Annotated in this window: 10 protein-coding genes and 5 pseudogenes; 13 read left to right on the forward strand and 2 right to left on the reverse strand. The window is 54.5% G+C overall.

All coding sequences use genetic code 11. The annotated features are described in order from the left end of the window. The first annotated feature begins 37 nt into the window (after positions 1–37). The 4 genes and pseudogenes from AXG89_RS43555 to AXG89_RS28310 all read left to right on the forward strand — a co-directional run bounded on the left by AXG89_RS43555 (position 38) and on the right by AXG89_RS28310 (position 3,508). Positions 38–256: a PAS domain-containing protein gene (locus tag AXG89_RS43555; protein ID WP_218778184.1), complete on the forward strand. Its 219-nt coding sequence runs from the start codon at positions 38–40 to the stop codon at positions 254–256. 278 nt (positions 257–534) lie between these two features. Then, complete coding sequence (locus AXG89_RS43560) at positions 535–762, forward strand: GGDEF domain-containing protein (protein WP_069638441.1); 228 nt, start codon at positions 535–537, stop codon at positions 760–762. A gap of 950 nt (positions 763–1,712) precedes the next feature. Continuing rightward, positions 1,713–2,159, forward strand: coding sequence for a response regulator (locus AXG89_RS28305; RefSeq protein WP_062173623.1), 447 nt, complete (start codon positions 1,713–1,715; stop codon positions 2,157–2,159). A 102-nt stretch (positions 2,160–2,261) separates the two neighbouring features. Next, a pseudogene (locus tag AXG89_RS28310) lies at positions 2,262–3,508 on the forward strand (sensor histidine kinase). Between the two features lie 164 nt (positions 3,509–3,672). Here the strand turns inward: AXG89_RS28310 and AXG89_RS28315 are convergent. Together AXG89_RS28315 and AXG89_RS28320 are read right to left on the reverse strand one after the other, a co-directional pair. Next, positions 3,673–4,398 (reverse strand): annotated as a pseudogene (locus AXG89_RS28315) (hypothetical protein). A 169-nt stretch (positions 4,399–4,567) separates the two neighbouring features. Continuing rightward, positions 4,568–5,291, reverse strand: a pseudogene (locus AXG89_RS28320) (transposase); the annotation flags it as partial. A 928-nt stretch (positions 5,292–6,219) separates the two neighbouring features. On the opposite strand from AXG89_RS28320, the gene AXG89_RS28325 reads away from it, so the two are divergent. From AXG89_RS28325 to AXG89_RS28370, 9 genes and pseudogenes are all read left to right on the forward strand, one after another. Continuing rightward, on the forward strand, positions 6,220–7,941 hold the full coding sequence (locus AXG89_RS28325; RefSeq protein ID WP_082771617.1) for a methyl-accepting chemotaxis protein: 1,722 nt from the start codon (positions 6,220–6,222) through the stop codon (positions 7,939–7,941). Between the two features lie 35 nt (positions 7,942–7,976). Beyond that, complete coding sequence (locus AXG89_RS28330) at positions 7,977–8,534, forward strand: chemotaxis protein CheW (RefSeq protein ID WP_062174191.1); 558 nt, start codon at positions 7,977–7,979, stop codon at positions 8,532–8,534. Positions 8,535–8,790: 256 nt separating this feature from the next. Beyond that, positions 8,791–9,993 carry an EAL and HDOD domain-containing protein gene (locus tag AXG89_RS28335; protein ID WP_062173615.1) on the forward strand — a complete coding sequence of 401 codons (1,203 nt, stop codon included), beginning with the start codon at positions 8,791–8,793 and terminating at the stop codon, positions 9,991–9,993. 655 nt (positions 9,994–10,648) lie between these two features. Beyond that, positions 10,649–11,854 carry a sensor domain-containing protein gene (locus tag AXG89_RS28340; protein WP_162916125.1) on the forward strand — a complete coding sequence of 402 codons (1,206 nt, stop codon included), beginning with the start codon at positions 10,649–10,651 and terminating at the stop codon, positions 11,852–11,854. A 47-nt stretch (positions 11,855–11,901) separates the two neighbouring features. Further along, the gene (locus AXG89_RS28345; protein ID WP_062173611.1) at positions 11,902–12,531 is read left to right on the forward strand and encodes a putative bifunctional diguanylate cyclase/phosphodiesterase; all 630 of its coding nucleotides are present in this window, start codon (positions 11,902–11,904) and stop codon (positions 12,529–12,531) included. 430 nt (positions 12,532–12,961) lie between these two features. Next, positions 12,962–14,670: pseudogene (locus AXG89_RS44960) on the forward strand (methyl-accepting chemotaxis protein). A gap of 6 nt (positions 14,671–14,676) precedes the next feature. Continuing rightward, positions 14,677–15,181, forward strand: a pseudogene (locus tag AXG89_RS28360) (chemotaxis protein CheW). A 127-nt stretch (positions 15,182–15,308) separates the two neighbouring features. Then, entirely contained in the window at positions 15,309–16,334 is a 1,026-nt protein-coding gene (locus tag AXG89_RS28365; RefSeq protein ID WP_082771612.1) for an HD-GYP domain-containing protein, read from the forward strand. Between the two features lie 583 nt (positions 16,335–16,917). After that, a complete protein-coding gene (locus AXG89_RS28370; protein WP_062173606.1) occupies positions 16,918–17,706 on the forward strand; it encodes an EAL domain-containing protein in 789 nt (262 codons plus the stop codon). Positions 17,707–18,052: the final 346 nt, after the last annotated feature.

Here is an 18,052-nt window from a genome sequence, read left to right on the forward strand (position 1 = left end):
CGCTGAAAATCTACTTCTACCTCAATGTGAGTTTCGCATGAAAATCGAAATACTCAAACAAGCAGTGTTGGACTCATGTGACGGCATCACCATATCGGATAATCTTGTTCACGATAATCCTTTGATCTTTGTCAATCCATCATTTGAAAGCATGACTGGATATTCATCTGAAAAAATCATGAACTTAAACTGTTGTTTTTTACAAAACAACGACCGTGATCAAGCCGAATTAAAAATTATCAAACGTGCCTTATAGAAGGCGAATATTGCCTTGTAATAGTGCAAAATTACCGAAAGATGGCCCGATGTTTTGTAACGAGCTAAGTATCTCTCCCATCTACGATGCTAACGGAGTCGTAACCAATTTTATCGGAATTCAAAAGGATGTGTCAGCGCGAGTAATCATCCAGCAACAGTTGCGAGACGAAAATCTGTCGCTGGCGGAGATACGAATTAATCTGGAACAGTGGCAATCAAGGATGGTTTGACGGGGATCTACAACCGACGGTTTTTTGATATGCAGTTGGAAATTCAATGGGAATTTCACGTCGCAGTAGCGAACCATTGACCGTAATCATGATTGACGTCGATCACTTCAAACAATTTTATGATATGCACGGGCATAACGCCGGCGATATCGCATTAAGACGGGTTGCAGAGAGCTTAAACAAATCCTTCCTGCGGAGCTCAGATTTTGTTGCTAGATATGGCGGCGAAGAGTTTGTAGTACTGTCCGTTGGCATGACCCAGGATCAGGCGTAGTTGTTTGCCGCGACACTATGTGAGCGAGTTCGTAGCTTGGAAATCCCGCATGTTGTATCTAGCACAGGATATTTCACTGCCAGCATCGGCGTCTCGGTTCATGCTTCTGCACATGTGATCACGCGAGCACATTACTGGGTCTTGCAGACAAAGACCTCTATGCCGCAAAACAACGAGGCAGAAATCAATTTTTTAGCTTCTAGCTAACAAAGCGGGCCAGTTTGCCGCGTTTAAAAGTATAAAGATGAACTTCTCCTCGAAGCTCGTGCTTTCGCGCTGTCGCTAGTCACGATCCGGCGTGCACACGGGAAATCGAATTTGAGCGCTTTCCGGTCGGAAGCGTTGAGTGCGCGGCAAGAATCGAGGCATGTACTGCCGATGTGATCCGTGCGACTTTGTTGGACCGGCGCGTATTGCCGCGACAAAGCCGATCAAAGCTGACCAAAGCCGGAAATGGCTAGGCTGAAACTATGAACATCAACCGGCCTCCTGCAAGTAAAGTGGGGCTTGTCCCCCTCGCGGCATTTTTGCGCCCCGCACCGTGACGCTGAGGTCCGCTATATGACTAGCTACGATCCTTATTTAACAGGGCAAGACCGAGCAGCGTCGGCTAGGCACGGAAGTCGATCGCTAAATACGTGACGTGGTGCAACAAGGAAAGGCCTCATTCAAGTCTTTCCTACAAGACCCTGGATGAAGCTTACTTCGCGATGCTGCCCGCGATGAAGATGGCAGCGTGACCGCCCAGCGTTCCACTTAAAAATCGCAAAAAACTGTCCGAACAAACGGGGCCACCTCTCTCTCGATCATTGGGCGCAAGCCCCTTTCTGCTCTATAAGCACATTTTCGTGTAGGCGAAGGGATTTTCGGCTTCCAATGGGGTATGGCACAAACGGTGCTCACGACGGTCCAACTTCTGAGCCCCTATGCCTTTCAGCCTCGAAAGTTCAATGCAACCCTATCTCAAAAACTCGCTCGCGCGAGCCTGGACCGACCGGCGCATCGCAGCCTACACCGAACCTCTGCGCATATTAGTGGTTGACGACAACTTAAATGGGGCGGAAGCACTTACTGCCTACCTATTGCTTGACCCTATGGAGTGCAAAATTGCGTCAACTGGCGCTCAAGCCATTGAAATGGCAACGGCTTGGCTGCCAGATGTGATTGTGATGGATATTTCTATGCCCGAGCTGAATGGGCTAGAGGCAACGCATGCGCTAAGGCGTGATCTGCGAACGGGCAGCATCGTGATCATAGCTTTCACCGCACTCGATGAGGCTGAGGTTCTCCGGAACCTATTCCACACGTCGTTCGATGGCTACTGTCAAAAAGGACAGTCGCCGCTGGTGCTAGTGGCACTAATCAATTCTTTTGGACGCCAACCCCGAGGTAGGTAATGTTAGAAATACCTTTTTTCGGCACGGTAACTATTGCTGTCCGCTTGACGTGTCCGTAAGCTCGGACTCTGCTTTTACACAAGTCTTGTCCTGCGGCTTCCAATGATTGATACGCCTATTCACCCGCTGCGCAAGTTTTCCGACTTCATTCGCGAGCATCGGGTTCGACTGACCGAGCAGTGGATGAAGACCGTTTTCGGCGATGTCGACCTCGTCGGTGCTGACAAGCTCACTACGAGCAGCTCGCCGATCACTTGCCGGAAATTCTCGACGGGTTGTGCGCCGCACTCGACGTCGAAGATCTCGAAAGTGTCGAGCCCGCGATCGAGCGAGACGCGCGAAGCCACGGGTTGGTCCGGTGGCGCCAAGGCTATCGGATCGAGGAGCTCGTGCGCGAACTCGATTTATTTCATCGAGCGCTCGCGGACGCACTGGAAGAATTTGCCGACCAGGACAGCACGTTCACTCGCCGCCATGAAGGTCGGGCGCGGCGCCTTGTCGCCGAAACACTCAGCAAGGTAACGCTCACGCCGATCAGAGAAGTGGTCAGCGAACGCGACCGCAAGATCGACGAGTACACAGGCCAACTGGAGCGCGCCAATCACGAGCTGACGCTTAAGCTACGGCTGGTCAGCGATCTCTACGAATCGCGCATGCAGATCACGCGCAGCGTGGTCCACGATCTCCGCAATTTCCTGAATGCGTTTTCGATCGCGCTGCAGCTGGTCAGTCGTGCGCCCTCAAAAGCCGACGTGGCGCTGACGATGGCCACCCGGCAGGCCGCCGACATGAAAGAGCTCGTTGGTCAGATGGTCGAATACTCGGTCGTGCTTGGCGACGCCGCTCCGCTCACGCTCGAACACGTCGAATTGCGAGAACTCTATGATGAACTCGTCACTTCCGCGCAGCCGGCCATCGAGGCGAAAGGGCTGACTTGGCGCACGAGTTTCGACCCTGCGCTGTCCTCTGTCACCTCCAATCGCCTCAAGCTGAAGCAGATTGCCCTCAACCTCTTGTCCAATGCGACGAAATACACGAAGTCGGGGGAAATCAATCTCGGCTTCGCCATGGCGGGCTTGATGCTTTGGTCGATCCACGTGTCGGATACTGGCGTGGGTATCGCGCCTGAGGACTCAGACCGAGTGTTCGACGAGTTCGAACGGGCCGCAGGCCAAGATGTCCCTGGCGCCGGTCTTGGTCTCGCGATCGTCAAGGAGCTTTGTAGAATATTAGGCGGGCAGATCGACTTTGTTTCTCGCGAAGGCGTAGGGACCACAATCGAAATCCGCTTTCCTCTGATCCTGGAAGAACCGGTGAGTGTGCCGCCGACTAAAGATCGGTATGACTGACAGCAATTGAACCGGAAGCGGGCGTTGAGGCCCTGTGGGCCCGATCCGGCTAATGGGTCGATCACGACCGGTCAAAGACACCGCTTGAATGCAGCAGGACCAGAAAATCAACGTAAGCGGTGTTTTCTCCACACTACGAAGGAAGCGTGAGGATCAGCGGTCCGCTAAAACGGCATATCGTCGTCACGCGGCGCGGCCAATGACCGCTTCACAATCTTTAGCCATTCCTTCAGTTGCTTGATGTCTTCGAATACGAGCAGGTCATGTTCAAGGGCGTGGAGGCTCTCCTGCAGCGAGAAGATATCAGAGGCAAGATTGCGCATGATGGTGCCGGGCGACACGTCGATGAAGGGTGGAATTCCGTAGCTGTGCTTGAATCCGTTCTCGACATGCAGGATTTCGTGGTCGAGTTCACCGACCTGTTCCTTTAGTATCTTGTTGTAGTGTTTCAACCGGTCTTCGCCGATGTTGTTGATGGCGCTTTGGTCGATCAGGATGAAGAGCGCTGGCTAGTTTTCGGTAGACCTCGCGAATCGATAAGCTGAGCTCTGCCTGCTCCGCTTGTTCTCGTGCCTCTGCAGCGAGTTGTTTAGGGGTCCTTTTTTCGTTTCGCGCGGCGTTCTATCATCAAACTTGGCGGCAGCTTCACTGTCAAAGTCAGATTCGCTGTAACGGTTGTAAATCGTCTTAAGCTCCGGATCATCGCTCTCGGCGACCAACTCCCCCGCCAAGTCGCTGATCAGGTCGGCAATCGTGCGCCGCTCGGATTTGGTCAGCCCCTTCATATCGTATGTTTGGTCCAGGCGATAAACGAGCTTGGTACGCAAGTCGATGGAAGTTTGCTCAAGGGGCGCGAACTCGCTAAGGTATTTCCGATGGAAGGCAGGCATTGCAGCCTCCCAGGCACTCAGCCGGGCACGCCGCTTTTCGATCTGCTTGATCAGCGTGTTGAATGCCTTTTGCCCCTTCGACAGATGAGCCTTATTGTGGTCGGGAGCAATGCTGATGGCCCTGAGTCATAGGATGATTTCCGCTGGTCGATGCTAGAGAGCGAGCAGCCACTATTTTTCGCTGGCGCTTGAGCACGCCGCGTAAGCGCTTGAATTGTTTTGCGTGCGCATAGCCGCCCGCACGACAACGCAGTTGCGGGCCTTCGCGTGCATAAGTCTGTTTGAGTGTGAGTCCGGCTCGTTGCGCCAGTTGCACAAGCTTGGCACGCGCCACCTCGAGCAGGCGGCTGTCGCTCGGGTAAGCAATGGCTTTCTCCTGCACCGTTGTATCAACAATCACGCGTTCGAATTCGGCAGGCGTCACCGCCTTCATCTGCACAGCGGCCGCGATAGTCGTCGCTAGCAATTCCTCGACACCGGCCTCGCCCAAGGCCTGACGAAAGCGCACTAAATTGGTTGGATCGCACGGCAGACGCGGCTGAAAGTACTCTTCGCCACAGAAGAACTGGAAGTACACGTCCTGTGCCCAGCGCTCGCACACCGAGTCGACACTTTCGTTGTATGCATGTTTCAGATACAGCAGACCCACCATCAGCCGCGTGGACAAACGGGGACGTCCTGCGGCACTGACGCCGCCGGCAAGCTCCAGCGAGTTCACTCCAAACAAATCCACCGCTTCGCTCACCCGGCCCGTCGCGTGAACGCCGCTCTAAAATCGGCGCGAGCGTCGCTTCGATCGACGCCCACGACATCCTCGTCGCCAACACAGCGAGCGGGTGACGAAGATCAATCATCGAGTCCAGGCGACTACGAAAAAAATCAGGCGTGCTCATCGGCGACCGCTCCGAAACTCCCAGGATGTTAATCAGATCGATATTCTTTCTGGGAGTTGTGTTACTAACCAACTAACTGCATTGCCTAACCCAGCGGAGCCTCACGTACTTTCTGCAAGGCTGACTACTTATGGTTTGACGAAGCAAGCGCACGAGAATCGTTGACGCGGTATTCCAGTATTTTTTTGCCCCGGCACACGGGCGTGGGGCAAGACCTTTAAAAAAAGCCCGGCCACGACGGCCAATGGCTAAAACCTTGGCGCAGAAGGTTTCGATTGATATTCTTCTTATACGATGCGCTTTTTTTTGATGAACGGTTGGAAAATAAGCGAATCGGAAAATTAACTGAAAAACGGTGTAGCGAGAAAGAATAGGTTGCCTCACAGAAGCACCGCGCCACTAAAGCTGTAAATTGGAGATGCATTCAGACCAGTCCGCGCCCATTGGGGTGCTCTTTATCACCGGCGGGCACCCCAGTTCAGAATGCACCCTCATAACCTAACGCTAATGGACGGCTAGACGGTCGTGATGGGGTTTGTGCGCAGCTATTGTGGGCTTAGTGTGCTAAATGGCAGATTACGTCGAACCCTCTCACATTCGTCAAATTCTGAAAACCTCAGCCATTGAAAATGAAAACCCTTGGTATACCTGCTGCAATCCCTTTTATGGTCGTTAACAACGAGATACCTAAGGCAATAATATTGGGGTCCGATTGAAAAAACGGCTGTATGCCTGCGCGCTGATATCAAATCAAGTTGAGATGAAATTTTGCCTGGAATTAAAGGGCCAGTACTGTGAGGACAAATTAAAAAAATTAATTGCATCTGGCATTTTACGACGATTCTTTGATCAAGATCAAAGTAAGACATTAACTACTAGACCCGTCCAGATTTTGGATCATCTAAATATTTTTAACTTCGGAACGTTTATGACTATCAGGAAACGGCTCATCTTCACGCTGGGCGTCGCGCTTTTCGCTTTGATTGTAGTGGGGGGCTTCGGTCTTTGGCGGCTCAGTCAGGCGCAGCAGCGTTTCGAATATGTTCAGGTGAATATTATCCCGAGCGTCAAAGAGATCAATGCTGCGAAGGATAACGTCAGTAGCCTGCGCCGACTGGCTTACATATACTTGGTGAGTGCTGATAAGACCACCCGTGCCTCGACGGAGCAGGAATTTGCCAAGATGGATAAGAGTGTCGATCAGCACCTTGCGACCTACGAACGGGACGACATCTCTGATGACACTGACCGGAAACTCCTGCAGGCAGACAAGGCAGCGTTCGCGACCTACCTGCTATTACGGACAAGCTTCTTCGACAATATGCGGGCGGGCGACACGGATGATGCCAAGTCGATGATTGCGAATGGTGGCGTGCTGAGCAATGCATCCAATGCCCTCAAGACGGCCTTCGATAGTCATAACGATTACAACGAAAAACTCAGCCATGATCTGCGCGAAGCGAACGATGCAGCCAGCTCAAACGCTTTCTGGCTGATGGTTTCGTTCATTGTGATTGCGGTGGTCCTGAGCGCAGGCTTGGGCGTTCTGCTGCTACGCACGTTGATGCGTGCGTTGGGGGCCGAGCCCGATGTGTTGAGAGAGGTCACGCAGCGCGTTGCCAGCGGCGACTTGAGTCCTGTGCCGGGCGCGCATCAAGCACCTGCGGGCAGTGTGCTGGCGTCCATGGGCGAGATGCAAGGAAGTCTGGTCAAGCTGATCGGTCAGGTTCGCAGCGCTGCCGAGAGCATTGCAAGCGGGTCGAGCCAGATCGCGGCAGGCAACGTGGATCTGTCTTCGCGCACCGAAGAACAAGCGGCGGCACTGGAAGAAACGGCAGCCAGCATGGAAGAACTCACTTCGGCTGTGAAGCAGAATTCCGAAAGCGCGCAACAGGCCAGCGGGCTGGCAGCTACTGCATCAAGCGTGGCTCAGAAAGGCAATGCGGTCGTCAGCCAGGTAGTCGCTACGATGGCAGACATCAATCAAAGCTCAACCAAGATTGGGGATATAACTGGGATTATTGAAGGGATCGCGTTCCAAACCAACATTTTGGCGTTGAACGCGGCAGTTGAAGCAGCACGCGCCGGTGAACAGGGACGGGGGTTCGCTGTCGTAGCCAGCGAAGTGCGTAATCTGGCACAACGCTCATCGAGTGCCGCCAAGGACATCAAGGACTTGATTGCGACGTCGGGACAAAAGGTCCGGGATGGCTCGGTGCTGGCCGAGGACGCCGGCAAAACGATGGCCGAAGTGACTCAAGCAGTCGCGCGCGTAACCGACATCATGCAAGAGATCGCAGCGGCCTCCGGGGAACAAAGTCGCGGGATCGAGCAGGTCAATCAGGCCATTACGCAGATGGACGAAGTGACGCAACAAAACGCGGCGCTCGTGGAAGAAGCAGCGGCCGCTTCGCAATCCCTGGAAGATCAGGGTCGGCAATTAAACGAATCGATTTCCTTCTTTCGTCTTGATGGAGCGGCGTCGCACGGGCACGCCTTGAGCGCACCGGTACGCACCACGCTTGCCAAGCGTCCAAGCCCGTCGAGCCTCAAGCGCAGCTCGATCGCGACCAAGCGGCCCACCGCACCTGCTAGCCTCGCCCCTACTAGGCAAGCCGCGCCTGAGACGGCCGCGTGGGAAACGTTTTGAACCTGGCTAACAATGCATACACGGAGGACCCGATCATGGAAGCGATTCAAGAGAGCGTCAGCGCCGCAACGGCGTCGGCAGTGTCCTCCGCGCAAGCGGGGGAACAGCCCCAGGTGGCTGCGTCCCACACGGCTGGCGAGTTCCTGATTTTTAATCTGGGGGCCGAGGAGTACGGCATCGAGATCCTGCACGTTCAGGAGATTCGCTCGTATGACCCCCCGACCAGCATCGCAAACGCCCCTGCTTTTATCAAAGGGGTGATCAATCTACGGGGCGTTATCACCCCGATCCTGGATCTGAGGATCAAATTTAATCTCAAGTCGGTGAAATACGATGAGCTTACCGTCGTCATTGTGGTGAATGTCGGCAAGCGTGTCGTCGGCGTCGTGGTGGATTCAGTCAGCGACGTACTCGCTTTGGATAGCGGGCAGATTAGCCCCGTTCCGGAACTCAGCGCCGCAGCCGATGTTGGCTTCATCACGGGTATCGGTTCGGCGCCTGGCGTCGGTCATGAACGGATGCTTATTCTCGTCGATATCGACAACTTGATTTCTTCGGCAGATGTTGGCTTGCCCGAGATGGAATTGCATTGAGCGTATAGGTTTGGACTGGCTTGGGGACGAAGCGTCCCCAAGCATCTTCGCGACAGCCCAGAGGAACGCGTAGGGCCGTCTTGCCGGTTGACGTTCCCATCACAGCCTGATGGCCCAGCTTTCTACCGAGAAGACGCCAGGCTCCGAGTTTAAGCCGCCGCGTCACATAGTGCGCTTAAGGTTCCCGGACTTGTCAGCGTGAAGGGTGTTCGCCCGTGGCACTGGCGATATGCGATGTGTACTGCGTGGAACGGATATGGAAAATGATGTGTTTGTGGCCCGTCAGCCGATATTGGATCGGCGCGGTGCGGTCGTCGCGCAGGAGCTTCTCTTTCGCGATTGCCGGAGCGGCGTGGCGGGTATTCACGACGGCTTCGCATGCACCACGATGGTGGTGAAACGCGTCTTAGGGGTCGTTGGAATCGAGTCGGTGCTCGGCGACGTGGAAGGCTTTCTGAATTGTACCGACGAGTTCCTGTTTTCTGACCTGATCAACCTGCTGCCCGCTTCCCGGTTTGTCCTGGAAGTGTTGGAGGATACGGAACTGACGCCCGAATTAGGCGCGCGATGCGATGCGCTGCGTCAGGTCGGCTTCCGCATCGCTCTAGACGACGTCCGCGAGATCACGCCAGCTTTGAGCGAGTTCCTGACCCACGTTGACATCGTCAAGCTCGACTGGCCGTACATTGCAATGGGCGAGGTCGCGGCCATGGTCGTTCAGCTCAAGCGCGCCGGGAAACTGGTGCTCGCAGAAAAGGTGGAGCAACGCACCGAACACGAAGCTGCCATGCGCGCCGGGTGCGATCTGTTTCAGGGTTTTTATTTTGCCAAGCCGCAATTGTTGGCTGTGAAAAGATCCCATTTATCTTTCGGATCGGTACTTCGTGTGCTTCAGTTGCTGACGGACGAAGCGAGTGACGCTGACTTGGAGCAAGCGCTGAAAAATGCGCCAACGCTCGTTGTCCAGTTACTTCGCTTGGCCAATAGCAGCACTCGGCCTCAGGCGCGCGGGACACCCATCACCTCGATCAGGCAGGCACTTTCCGTCGTCGGCAGCCGGCAGTTGATGCGGTGGTGCTGTCTCCTCTTGTACGGAAGCGCAACTAGCCTATCCTCGGAGATCGATCCGCTCGTGCGACTCGTTGAGCGGCGAGCGGGCTTCATGGAATTGGCGGCCCAGGAATTGACGCCTGCAGATGACCGCTTTCGGCAAGCGGCCTATCTGTCGGGCATGCTTTCGTTAGCGCACGTTTCGCAGGGTGTCGATGTAAAGGCCTTCGTCACGGACTTGCCTGTGGGCGCGACGATTCAGACGGCGATCATCGATCATCACGGAAAATTGGGGAACTTGCTTTCGATTGCTGAGCACCTTGAGGCGGGGCGTTACGACACTGCGCTAGAGCAAAGCCACGCGCTTGGTGCTGCGTTTGCGGCGAAGCTTCCTGTGCTGATGTCGTGACTGCTGGACACGAGTCTCATCCACCGGATTGGCTCGACCGTGATCGTCGGGTCAGGGCAAATATGATCCTCGTCGATATCGAGGTGCTGGTCGGTTTCGCGGACATTGGCGTTGCCGAACACCGCGAATTTATAAGTGTGTGCCGTCACATGGATTGGACTTAAAGTAGGCAATCAAAAGGATGACTGTAACCGAGACGAGAAGTACTGCGATGCATACCTGCGAGCTTGACTGGAGCAAGGCCAGGCGCTGGCGCCACGCTGTTCCGCCAGCGCGCCGATGCCTTGATACTGTACTCGGGTGCGACCGAGACGCTGAGGGACGCGGCTCTTAACGTACAGCGGCGGGCGCAGTTCCGCGATCCCTAGATTCTGGGGACGTGCAATGGAACGGGAAACCGGTTTCAGCCATGGTCGTGAATCGCTGCGTGCCGGATCACGTCGCCAAGATGAGTACATGCCATCGGGATTCTTCCCATGGAGAGAATTTGCAATATGCCGTTAAAGGCATTACGGGCGCTCTTCTGACGTGCGCATTTCGCTAACCCGGCTTTGGGGCCTCAAAGAATGATTTTTCATATTGCTTACTCGTCGTCCCGACGCGCGATCGACCTGGTGCCATGGTCGATTGTCGATTTCGGTGCGCGCGCGGAACCATGATGACTGCGCCTACTCTGCATTTTCGCAGTGCCAAACCAGCGGTTGTCGATACGACGGGCGCGCCTTCCAACGCCTTCGAACACACCCTGCTGCGTGCGCTTGCCGAGAACGTACCGCATCGCATCTATGCGAAGGATTTGGAGGGCCGGTTCACCTTCGCCAACGGGGCAGTGGCACGGGGCATGGGCGTGTCGAACCCCGACGAGTTGCTTGGAAAGACGGATTTCGATTTCTATCCGCTCGGACTGGCGAGCGTCTACTACCAACAGGAACAAGAAGTTTTAAGACACGGGCGCCCGCTCCTTAACTCCGAAGAGCACGCCAGATACCTCTTGCTCGACGAAGAAGCCTGGCTGATTACGACCAAGGTAGCAGTGCGCGACGACGCCGGCCGGATCGTCGGGCTTGTGGGCATCAACTACGAGGTCACTACGCAAAAGGCCGCCGAAGTGGCGCTGCAAGCTGCTCACGCGCAGGCGGCGGAGGCGGCAATCCGCCTGCAGGCCACCGTTGCACGGCTGGATCTCGAAATAAAAGAGCGGCAACGCTTCGAACAGGAGCTGCGCCGCCAAGCGATGCACGATACGCTCACCGGTCTGCCAAACCGGGCGCTGTTAATGGACCGGATTGAACAGGCGATCACGCTCGCGCAGCGCTGCGATCACTCGCTCACGCTGCTGTTCCTCGATCTCGACCGGTTCAAGCTCGTCAACGATAGCCTCGGCCACGCTGCCGGCGACGAACTGCTACGGGTCGTGACGCGGCGGATCCGCCGCTTGGTGCGCTCAGGCGACACGTTCGCTCGCCTTGGTGGCGACGAATTTGTCCTGTTGCTGCGCACTCCCATGTCTGCCAACGCGCTCGCAGACTTGACCATCCGTCTCTCACGAGTTGTCGCCAAGCCGGTGCGAGTCGCTGACCACGAGGTGTCCGTCACATGCAGTCTGGGCTACAGCGTCTATCCGCAGGACGGGGAGGATGCGACGACCTTGCTTAAGCGTGCCGACGCCGCGATGTACGGCGCCAAAGAAGACGGTGGAAACCGAGTGCGGCGCTACACGCCTGAGCTGACCTCGCACGCCGGCGAGCGACTGGATGTCGAAACTCAGTTAAAGCAGGCACTACACCGCGGCGAGTTCCTGTTGCACTACCAGCCGCAGATCGAGATCGCCAGTGGGCGCATTGTCGGCGTAGAGGCGTAGAGGCGTTGGTGCGCTGGCAGCATCCCACGCGCGGATTGGTGCCTCCGATGGAATTCATCCCGATTGCAGAAGAGTTGGGGCGGATCGAGCAGATCGGCGAATGGGTGCTGCGCACGGCTTGCGCCCAGGCGGCTGCGTGGCAGCGCAGCGGATTGCCGGCTCTGCGCATGGCTATCAACGTATCGGCGCGCCAGTTCCATAATCCCGCGCTGGAATCGGTCGTTGCGCAGGTGCTCGCCGAGCACGGGATCGCCGCCGAGCAGCTGGAACTGGAGATCACGGAGAGTCTGTCGATGAAGAACCCGGAAGAGAGCATTCGCATCCTCGCTAGCTTCAAAGCGCTTGGCATCAGCATTGCGATCGACGACTTCGGCACCGGCTACTCCAACCTGGCGTACCTGTGCCAATTCCCTGTGCGTCGCATCAAGCTAGACCGTGCGTTCGTTTGCGCGCTCGGCTCACAATCGAGCAGCCACGTTATCGTCGAGGCAATTGTCGCGATGGCCCACAAACTGGATTTATTGGTCGTCGCTGAGGGAGTCGAGACCGCCGAGCAGCGCGACCAACTGCTGCGCTACGGCTGCGACGAGCTGCAGGGCTACTGGTTTTCGCGACCAGTCGACGCCGATACGTTCGGGGCTCTCCTGCAAAAGCAAACTTGGATTGGGACGTGTTAATACATGGCTGCACCCCGGTTCCTACCCGTTGCTGAATGAAACTTCATAAAAAACGGTGGTCGGGAACTGACTGCGGATTAACGATAATTGATCCAGATCAACGAACGGAGCAATTAAGGTAGCGTTCTATTGCGCTGTTTAATTTTTATCCAGTAATTATAATTCGGATACGAATATGACGGTTTTCGCGCAATTGAAGTGCATTTTCTTCCAAATTTGAGATCACACACGCCGTGCTAATAAGGCCGAATTCCAATCGCCCCTATAGGTCGCTATTTGTACAAAGTTAATTTATAAAATTTATTTAAGTAACGTTTTATCTGGCCGTTAAACAACTTAGTGCGCAAGCGTAGCGACTCTCGGCTAAATCGAGCAGTGTTGAATCCCAACCACGAGTCACCAAACGTTGTGACAACGGAAACAAATACAAATGACTCTCCACAACTTTACGGTTCGCGCGAAACTTGCGTGGGCATTCGGTATCCTGACGCTGCTGGTCATGATTGTCTCCGGGATCTCGTTGAAATCGTTAAGCAGCGCTGATGACCGATTTTCAAGCTATGTCAATGGCTTTGAAGCTCGGGTTAAAATGGCTGAAAGCGTTCGAACAGCCATTGATCGCCGAACTATAGCGGCTCGCAATCTGGTACTCGTGACCGGGGACGCAGACCTAGAAGTAGAAAAGGCTGCGGTTATGAAGGCCGACGAGGACGTGAAATCTCGCTTGCAAAAATTCGACGAACTGGTCGCAACAAATCCCGATGTTCCCTAAAAAGTGCGGACTCTCGCCGCAGCGATTGATCATGTTAAAAGCGCATATTGGTCCCGTGGCGCGAGACATCGTGAGACTTGCCCTTGACCACAAGCATGACGAAGCAATCATCAAAATGAACAATGAGTGCCGCCCCCTTCTTGTGGCGCTGGTGAAAGCCACGGAGGATTATCAAGATTACGCACGTACTCGGACAGCACAAAAAATTGAAGAATCAACGGATGACTACAACAGTCAGGAGAAATCTGCTGTTGGGTATCTGCGTCAGTGCATTGCTGCTCGGCACAACTATCGCCTTTCTTATCACACGGTCTATTGTTTCGCCTATTCGACAGGCAGTACTGATTGCACAGGCCATTGCAAAAGGTGATTTAACGACCCAAATTACCGCCACTGGAAAAGACGAAACGAGTCAATTGCTTGTCGCGCTTCGTGAGATGAATGACGGCCTCGCAGAGGTTGTGGGCCGGGTGCGAAGCAGTAGCGAAAGCGTTGCGACCGGGTCGGCCGAGATTGCAGCAGGCAACATCGATCTCAGCCAGCGTACCGAAGAACAAGCTGCCTCGCTTGAGGAAACTGCGGCGAGCATGGAAGAGCTGACGGCTACCGTTAAGCAAAACGCCGAAAATGCCGCCCAGGGAAACCGGCTTGCACTGAGCGCTTCGGATGTCGCCACGCGCGGCGGAGAGGTTGTAGGTCGAGTGGTTCACACGATGCGCGAAATTACGACCAGTTCCGAGAAGGTCGCCGAGATCATCGCAGTCATTGAGGGCATTGCCTTCCAAACGAATATTCTTGCGTTAAACGCAGCAGTCGAAGCCGCAAGAGCCGGAGAACAAGGCCGGGGCTTTGCTGTCGTAGCAGGTGAAGTTCGTACGCTCGCACAACGAAGCGCTTCGGCTGCAAAAGAAATTAAAGACCTTATTGGGCAGTCGGTCGAACGCGTCAAATTTGGGTCAGCTCTTGTCGATGAAGCGGCCACCACAATCAATGAAGTCGTCGTCTCGGTCAAGCGCGTGACGGACCTCATGGGTGAGATTACTGCGGCATCAAGCGAACAACACACAGGTATTGAACAAGTCAACCAGGCCGTGATGCAAATGGACGAAGTCACTCAGCAAAACGCCGCACTCGTGGAAGAAGCGTCTGCGGCGGCTCAATCGATGGCTGCGCAGTCCTCGACGCTAAAAGAGTTGGTTTCCACCTTCAGGCTGCATCAATCGCTCGGAGAGCCAGTACTGGAGATGGCGAATGAAAGCATACAGGTTCGCCGTCCTAAGTCATCGAAAAACGGCCTCACTTCGGGAAAGAAGATCCTGGCACAGCCATTGGTTGGCAAAGCCGACGCAAATTGGCAAGCTTTCTAACACCGAATGAATTGGTGCATGTGCGAAGTCCTGTTTTCGCCGCGCGCGGGCGGAGAGTTTCTGATTTTTAACCTAGTAGGGGCCGGGGAGTACGGTATCAAGATCCTGCGCGTTCAGAAGATTCGCTCGTATGCCCCCCCGACCAGCATCGCAAACGCCCCTGCTTTCATTAAATGGGTGATCAATCTACGAGGCGTTATTACCCCGATCCAGGATCTGTGGATCAAATTTAATCTCAAGTGAGTGAGATATGACGAACTTACCGTCGTCATTGTTGTGAATGCTGGTAGCGTGTCGTTAGCGTTGTTGTTGGATTCGGTCAGCGACGTACTGGCGCTGGATCGAGCCCAGATCCGCCCCGTTCCAGAACTCAGCGCCGCAGCCAAAGTTGGCTTCATCACGAGTATAGGTTCGGCACCCGGCGACGGTCATGAAAGGATGCTCATTCTCGTCGATATCGAACTTGATATCCTCCGCGGAGGTTGGCTTGCCCGCGATGGAATTGCATTGAACCTATAGGTCTGAATTCGTTTGGGGACGAAGCGTCCCCAAACATCTTCGCGACAGCCGAAGGGATACAGACGACGCAGTCAATCCCGGCTTAACAACGCTGCATCAACGGCCGCAAGCGCGCCTCCATGCTCAAAAAAATCTCTGTGTCGTCTCTGCGCGCCGGAATGTTTATGCAAGCGCTGGATGGTAGCTGGCTTGGTCACCCGTTCTGGAAACGATGCTTCCTGCTGCGCGATGACGACATCAGAAAAATCGTCGCGAGCGGCATCAAGTCGGTCGTGATCGATACGGACAAAGGGTTGGATGACGATACGCTGACAAGCGTCACTGGTCGTTTGTCCCCCGGACCAGATTTAGGCACGGAACAACCGGGTGAGTCGGCTCCTGCTGCTGCACTTGGTATTACTCGAGCGCTTGCGCCTTGGAAGTCGGTCGCGGGTGAAATCGAACATGCAAAGCGTCTGTTCGTCTCGGCTAGCGCCCAAATGAAGTTGGTCTTTCGACAGACTCGCATGGGCAAGGCGGTGTTGACTACGGTGATAATGCCCTTGGTTGAAGCGATCAGCGCTTCGGTCATTCGCAATCCGCATGCGCTCACAAGCGTCGCGCAGCTCAAGCAGCATGACCTATACTTATATGCATTCGGTCGCAGTCTGCGCGTTGATGACGGCTTGGCATGCAAGCTTGAACTTGATGAGCAAACTATCCGCGAGGCGGGGGCAGCCGGCCTGATGCACGACATTGGCAAGTCGCTGATGAGACTCAACGTGCTCAACAAGGCTGGAAAGGTGACCGCTGAAGAGCTTGAGATCGCTAAGACGCACCCGGAAGACGGCCGGAGGTTATTGCAGTGCGCGAATGTGAGCGCCAGTGTGCTGCAAGTGGCTTTGCACCACCATGAAAAGTTCGATGGCAGTGGTTATCCGCATAAGCTCAGGGGCGATGACATTCCATTGCTCGCCCACATGGCAACCAGCAGAAGCACTGCAAAGCATGGCATCCTGAGAAGCACATTTCGATATAACGGTTTTTACCGCTTTCGTCAAAATGTATTGGCATCTATCCCGTGGGCACGTTGGTGCGCCTCGATTCCGGGCATCTCGCTGTCGTGTTGGATCAAAACCGGGGCGCGATCTCAGCTCCCGTTGTGAAGAAGTTCTTTTCCATCAAATCTAACCAGTCTGTTATCCCTCAAGTTTCAAACCTGGAGAAAGCGCAGGGTTTGGACCGGATTGTCCGAGCAGAAGACCCGAAGGCGTGGAATTTCCCTCATCTGACCGATCCGTGGCTGAACCATTTTGTATTGTGAAAAGGTTGTGACGGATCCTTCGTGATCGCCAGGTCCATGTAGTTCGCACAAACTTGTTGGCCAGCGCACAGGCACACACTTGTTTAGCGACGTCGTCGCAAAAGAGTACGACCCACACGGTAAGCGCGCTCCGCTTTGTCGATCGAGTTGCTGTATATGGACGCGAGTGAACCGGACCAAAAAAACCTGCTGGATATTTTCGGCTCGCCGCTTGCTAAGAGCAGGTTGCTTTGCCGTCAATGCTGTCTTGGCGTGACAACAGTCCGATCGATGCCGCCGGTTCGGAGCTTAGAGCGGAAACCAATGGGATTAGGACCGCTTAAAGTCTAAAGCTTGGTGCTGTTCTGTCGTTAAATGTGTTACCTGGCGTCTCTATTACGGTGGGTTGCCGATCAGTCTTTCCTCATTAAGGGTTCACCATGTCTATGTCTTCTGGCCAGACCTATTTTGCAGCCATTGCGAATGAAAAGTCGGGCTGTTCAGGATGCAAGTCGGACGTTGTCGCGCCGATATCTCTTGCGTTTGCGTTTCAACCTATCGTCGACACCGCGTCGGCAGCGAACTTCGCGTGTGAAGCATTGGTCCGTGGTCCAAATGGCGAATCTGCCCATTCAGTGTTGTCGCAGATTGACGAAAGTAATCGCTACCAATTCGACCAATTGTGTCGTACGACAGCCATTGCGCAGGCGGTGGACCTTAACATGGAGTCGTTCCTATCGATCAATTTCATGCCGAACGCTGTCTATCGTCCTGAAGCCTGCATCAGAAGCACGTTCGAGGCGGCCGAAAAATATGGGTTCCCGATTGATCGAATTATCTTTGAGACAGTTGAGGGTGAAAACGTGATTAGTCGGCCGCATCTTGTGAACATCTTTAAGGCTTATAAGCGGTTTGGATTTCAGACAGCCATTGATGACTTCGGCGCGGGATATTCAGGGCTCACGCTTCTGGTAGATTTTCAACCCGACTTGATCAAGCTTGATATGGAGTTGGTTCGAGGCATCGATTCCGATTCGATTCGGCAGCACATCGTGCGGGGCGTCTTGGCAATCTGTCGTGATTTGGGGGTGAGGGTGATCGCGGAAGGCATTGAAACCCGGGAAGAGCGCGACTTTTTCGCGGCACACGGGGTAACCCTAATGCAGGGATATTTCTTCGCCAAACCCGCATTCAAGTCTATCCCCGTACTCAGCGGCGAATCATTTCAAACGTAAGGTACGGTATCTATGAAGTGGCTCTGCATCTGAGATCATCGTTCGCTTGATGCCGAGGCGTGTCTTTGGCGAGGTGTTCATAAAGCCGAGTTGGGCAGAGAAGAATCGATTCGTGACAACGTAAAAATCAAGCGTCATTCCTTTAATAGGGCTTAATTCGCCGATAAACGACCATCTTAATACAGCCGCGGGCTCATTTTTTCGACAGCTTTATTTCTAATGGCTTATGCTGGGGTAGTCGGCCGCCGGGGGAGAGTTTGTTGACATCTCAGTACGTCAGCAACAGGGAGGGCTACATTCGGGCCGCTGTTTGCAGCGCTAAATTTTTAGACTCCGGCTGCCGTAA

Source organism: Burkholderia sp. PAMC 26561, from assembly GCF_001557535.2.
Taxonomy (GTDB): domain Bacteria; phylum Pseudomonadota; class Gammaproteobacteria; order Burkholderiales; family Burkholderiaceae; genus Caballeronia.

Coding starts and splice junctions, on each gene's coding strand:
- AXG89_RS28370 (WP_062173606.1), top strand. CDS start 16,918: ATGTCTTCTGGCCAGACCTATTTTGCAGCCATTGCGAATGAAAAGTCG.
- AXG89_RS28345 (WP_062173611.1), top strand. CDS start 11,902: ATGGAATTCATCCCGATTGCAGAAGAGTTGGGGCGGATCGAGCAGATC.
- AXG89_RS43555 (WP_218778184.1), top strand. CDS start 38: ATGAAAATCGAAATACTCAAACAAGCAGTGTTGGACTCATGTGACGGC.
- AXG89_RS28305 (WP_062173623.1), top strand. CDS start 1,713: ATGCAACCCTATCTCAAAAACTCGCTCGCGCGAGCCTGGACCGACCGG.
- AXG89_RS43560 (WP_069638441.1), top strand. CDS start 535: ATGGGAATTTCACGTCGCAGTAGCGAACCATTGACCGTAATCATGATT.
- AXG89_RS28325 (WP_082771617.1), top strand. CDS start 6,220: ATGACTATCAGGAAACGGCTCATCTTCACGCTGGGCGTCGCGCTTTTC.
- AXG89_RS28335 (WP_062173615.1), top strand. CDS start 8,791: ATGGAAAATGATGTGTTTGTGGCCCGTCAGCCGATATTGGATCGGCGC.
- AXG89_RS28365 (WP_082771612.1), top strand. CDS start 15,309: ATGCTCAAAAAAATCTCTGTGTCGTCTCTGCGCGCCGGAATGTTTATG.
- AXG89_RS28340 (WP_162916125.1), top strand. CDS start 10,649: ATGATGACTGCGCCTACTCTGCATTTTCGCAGTGCCAAACCAGCGGTT.
- AXG89_RS28330 (WP_062174191.1), top strand. CDS start 7,977: ATGGAAGCGATTCAAGAGAGCGTCAGCGCCGCAACGGCGTCGGCAGTG.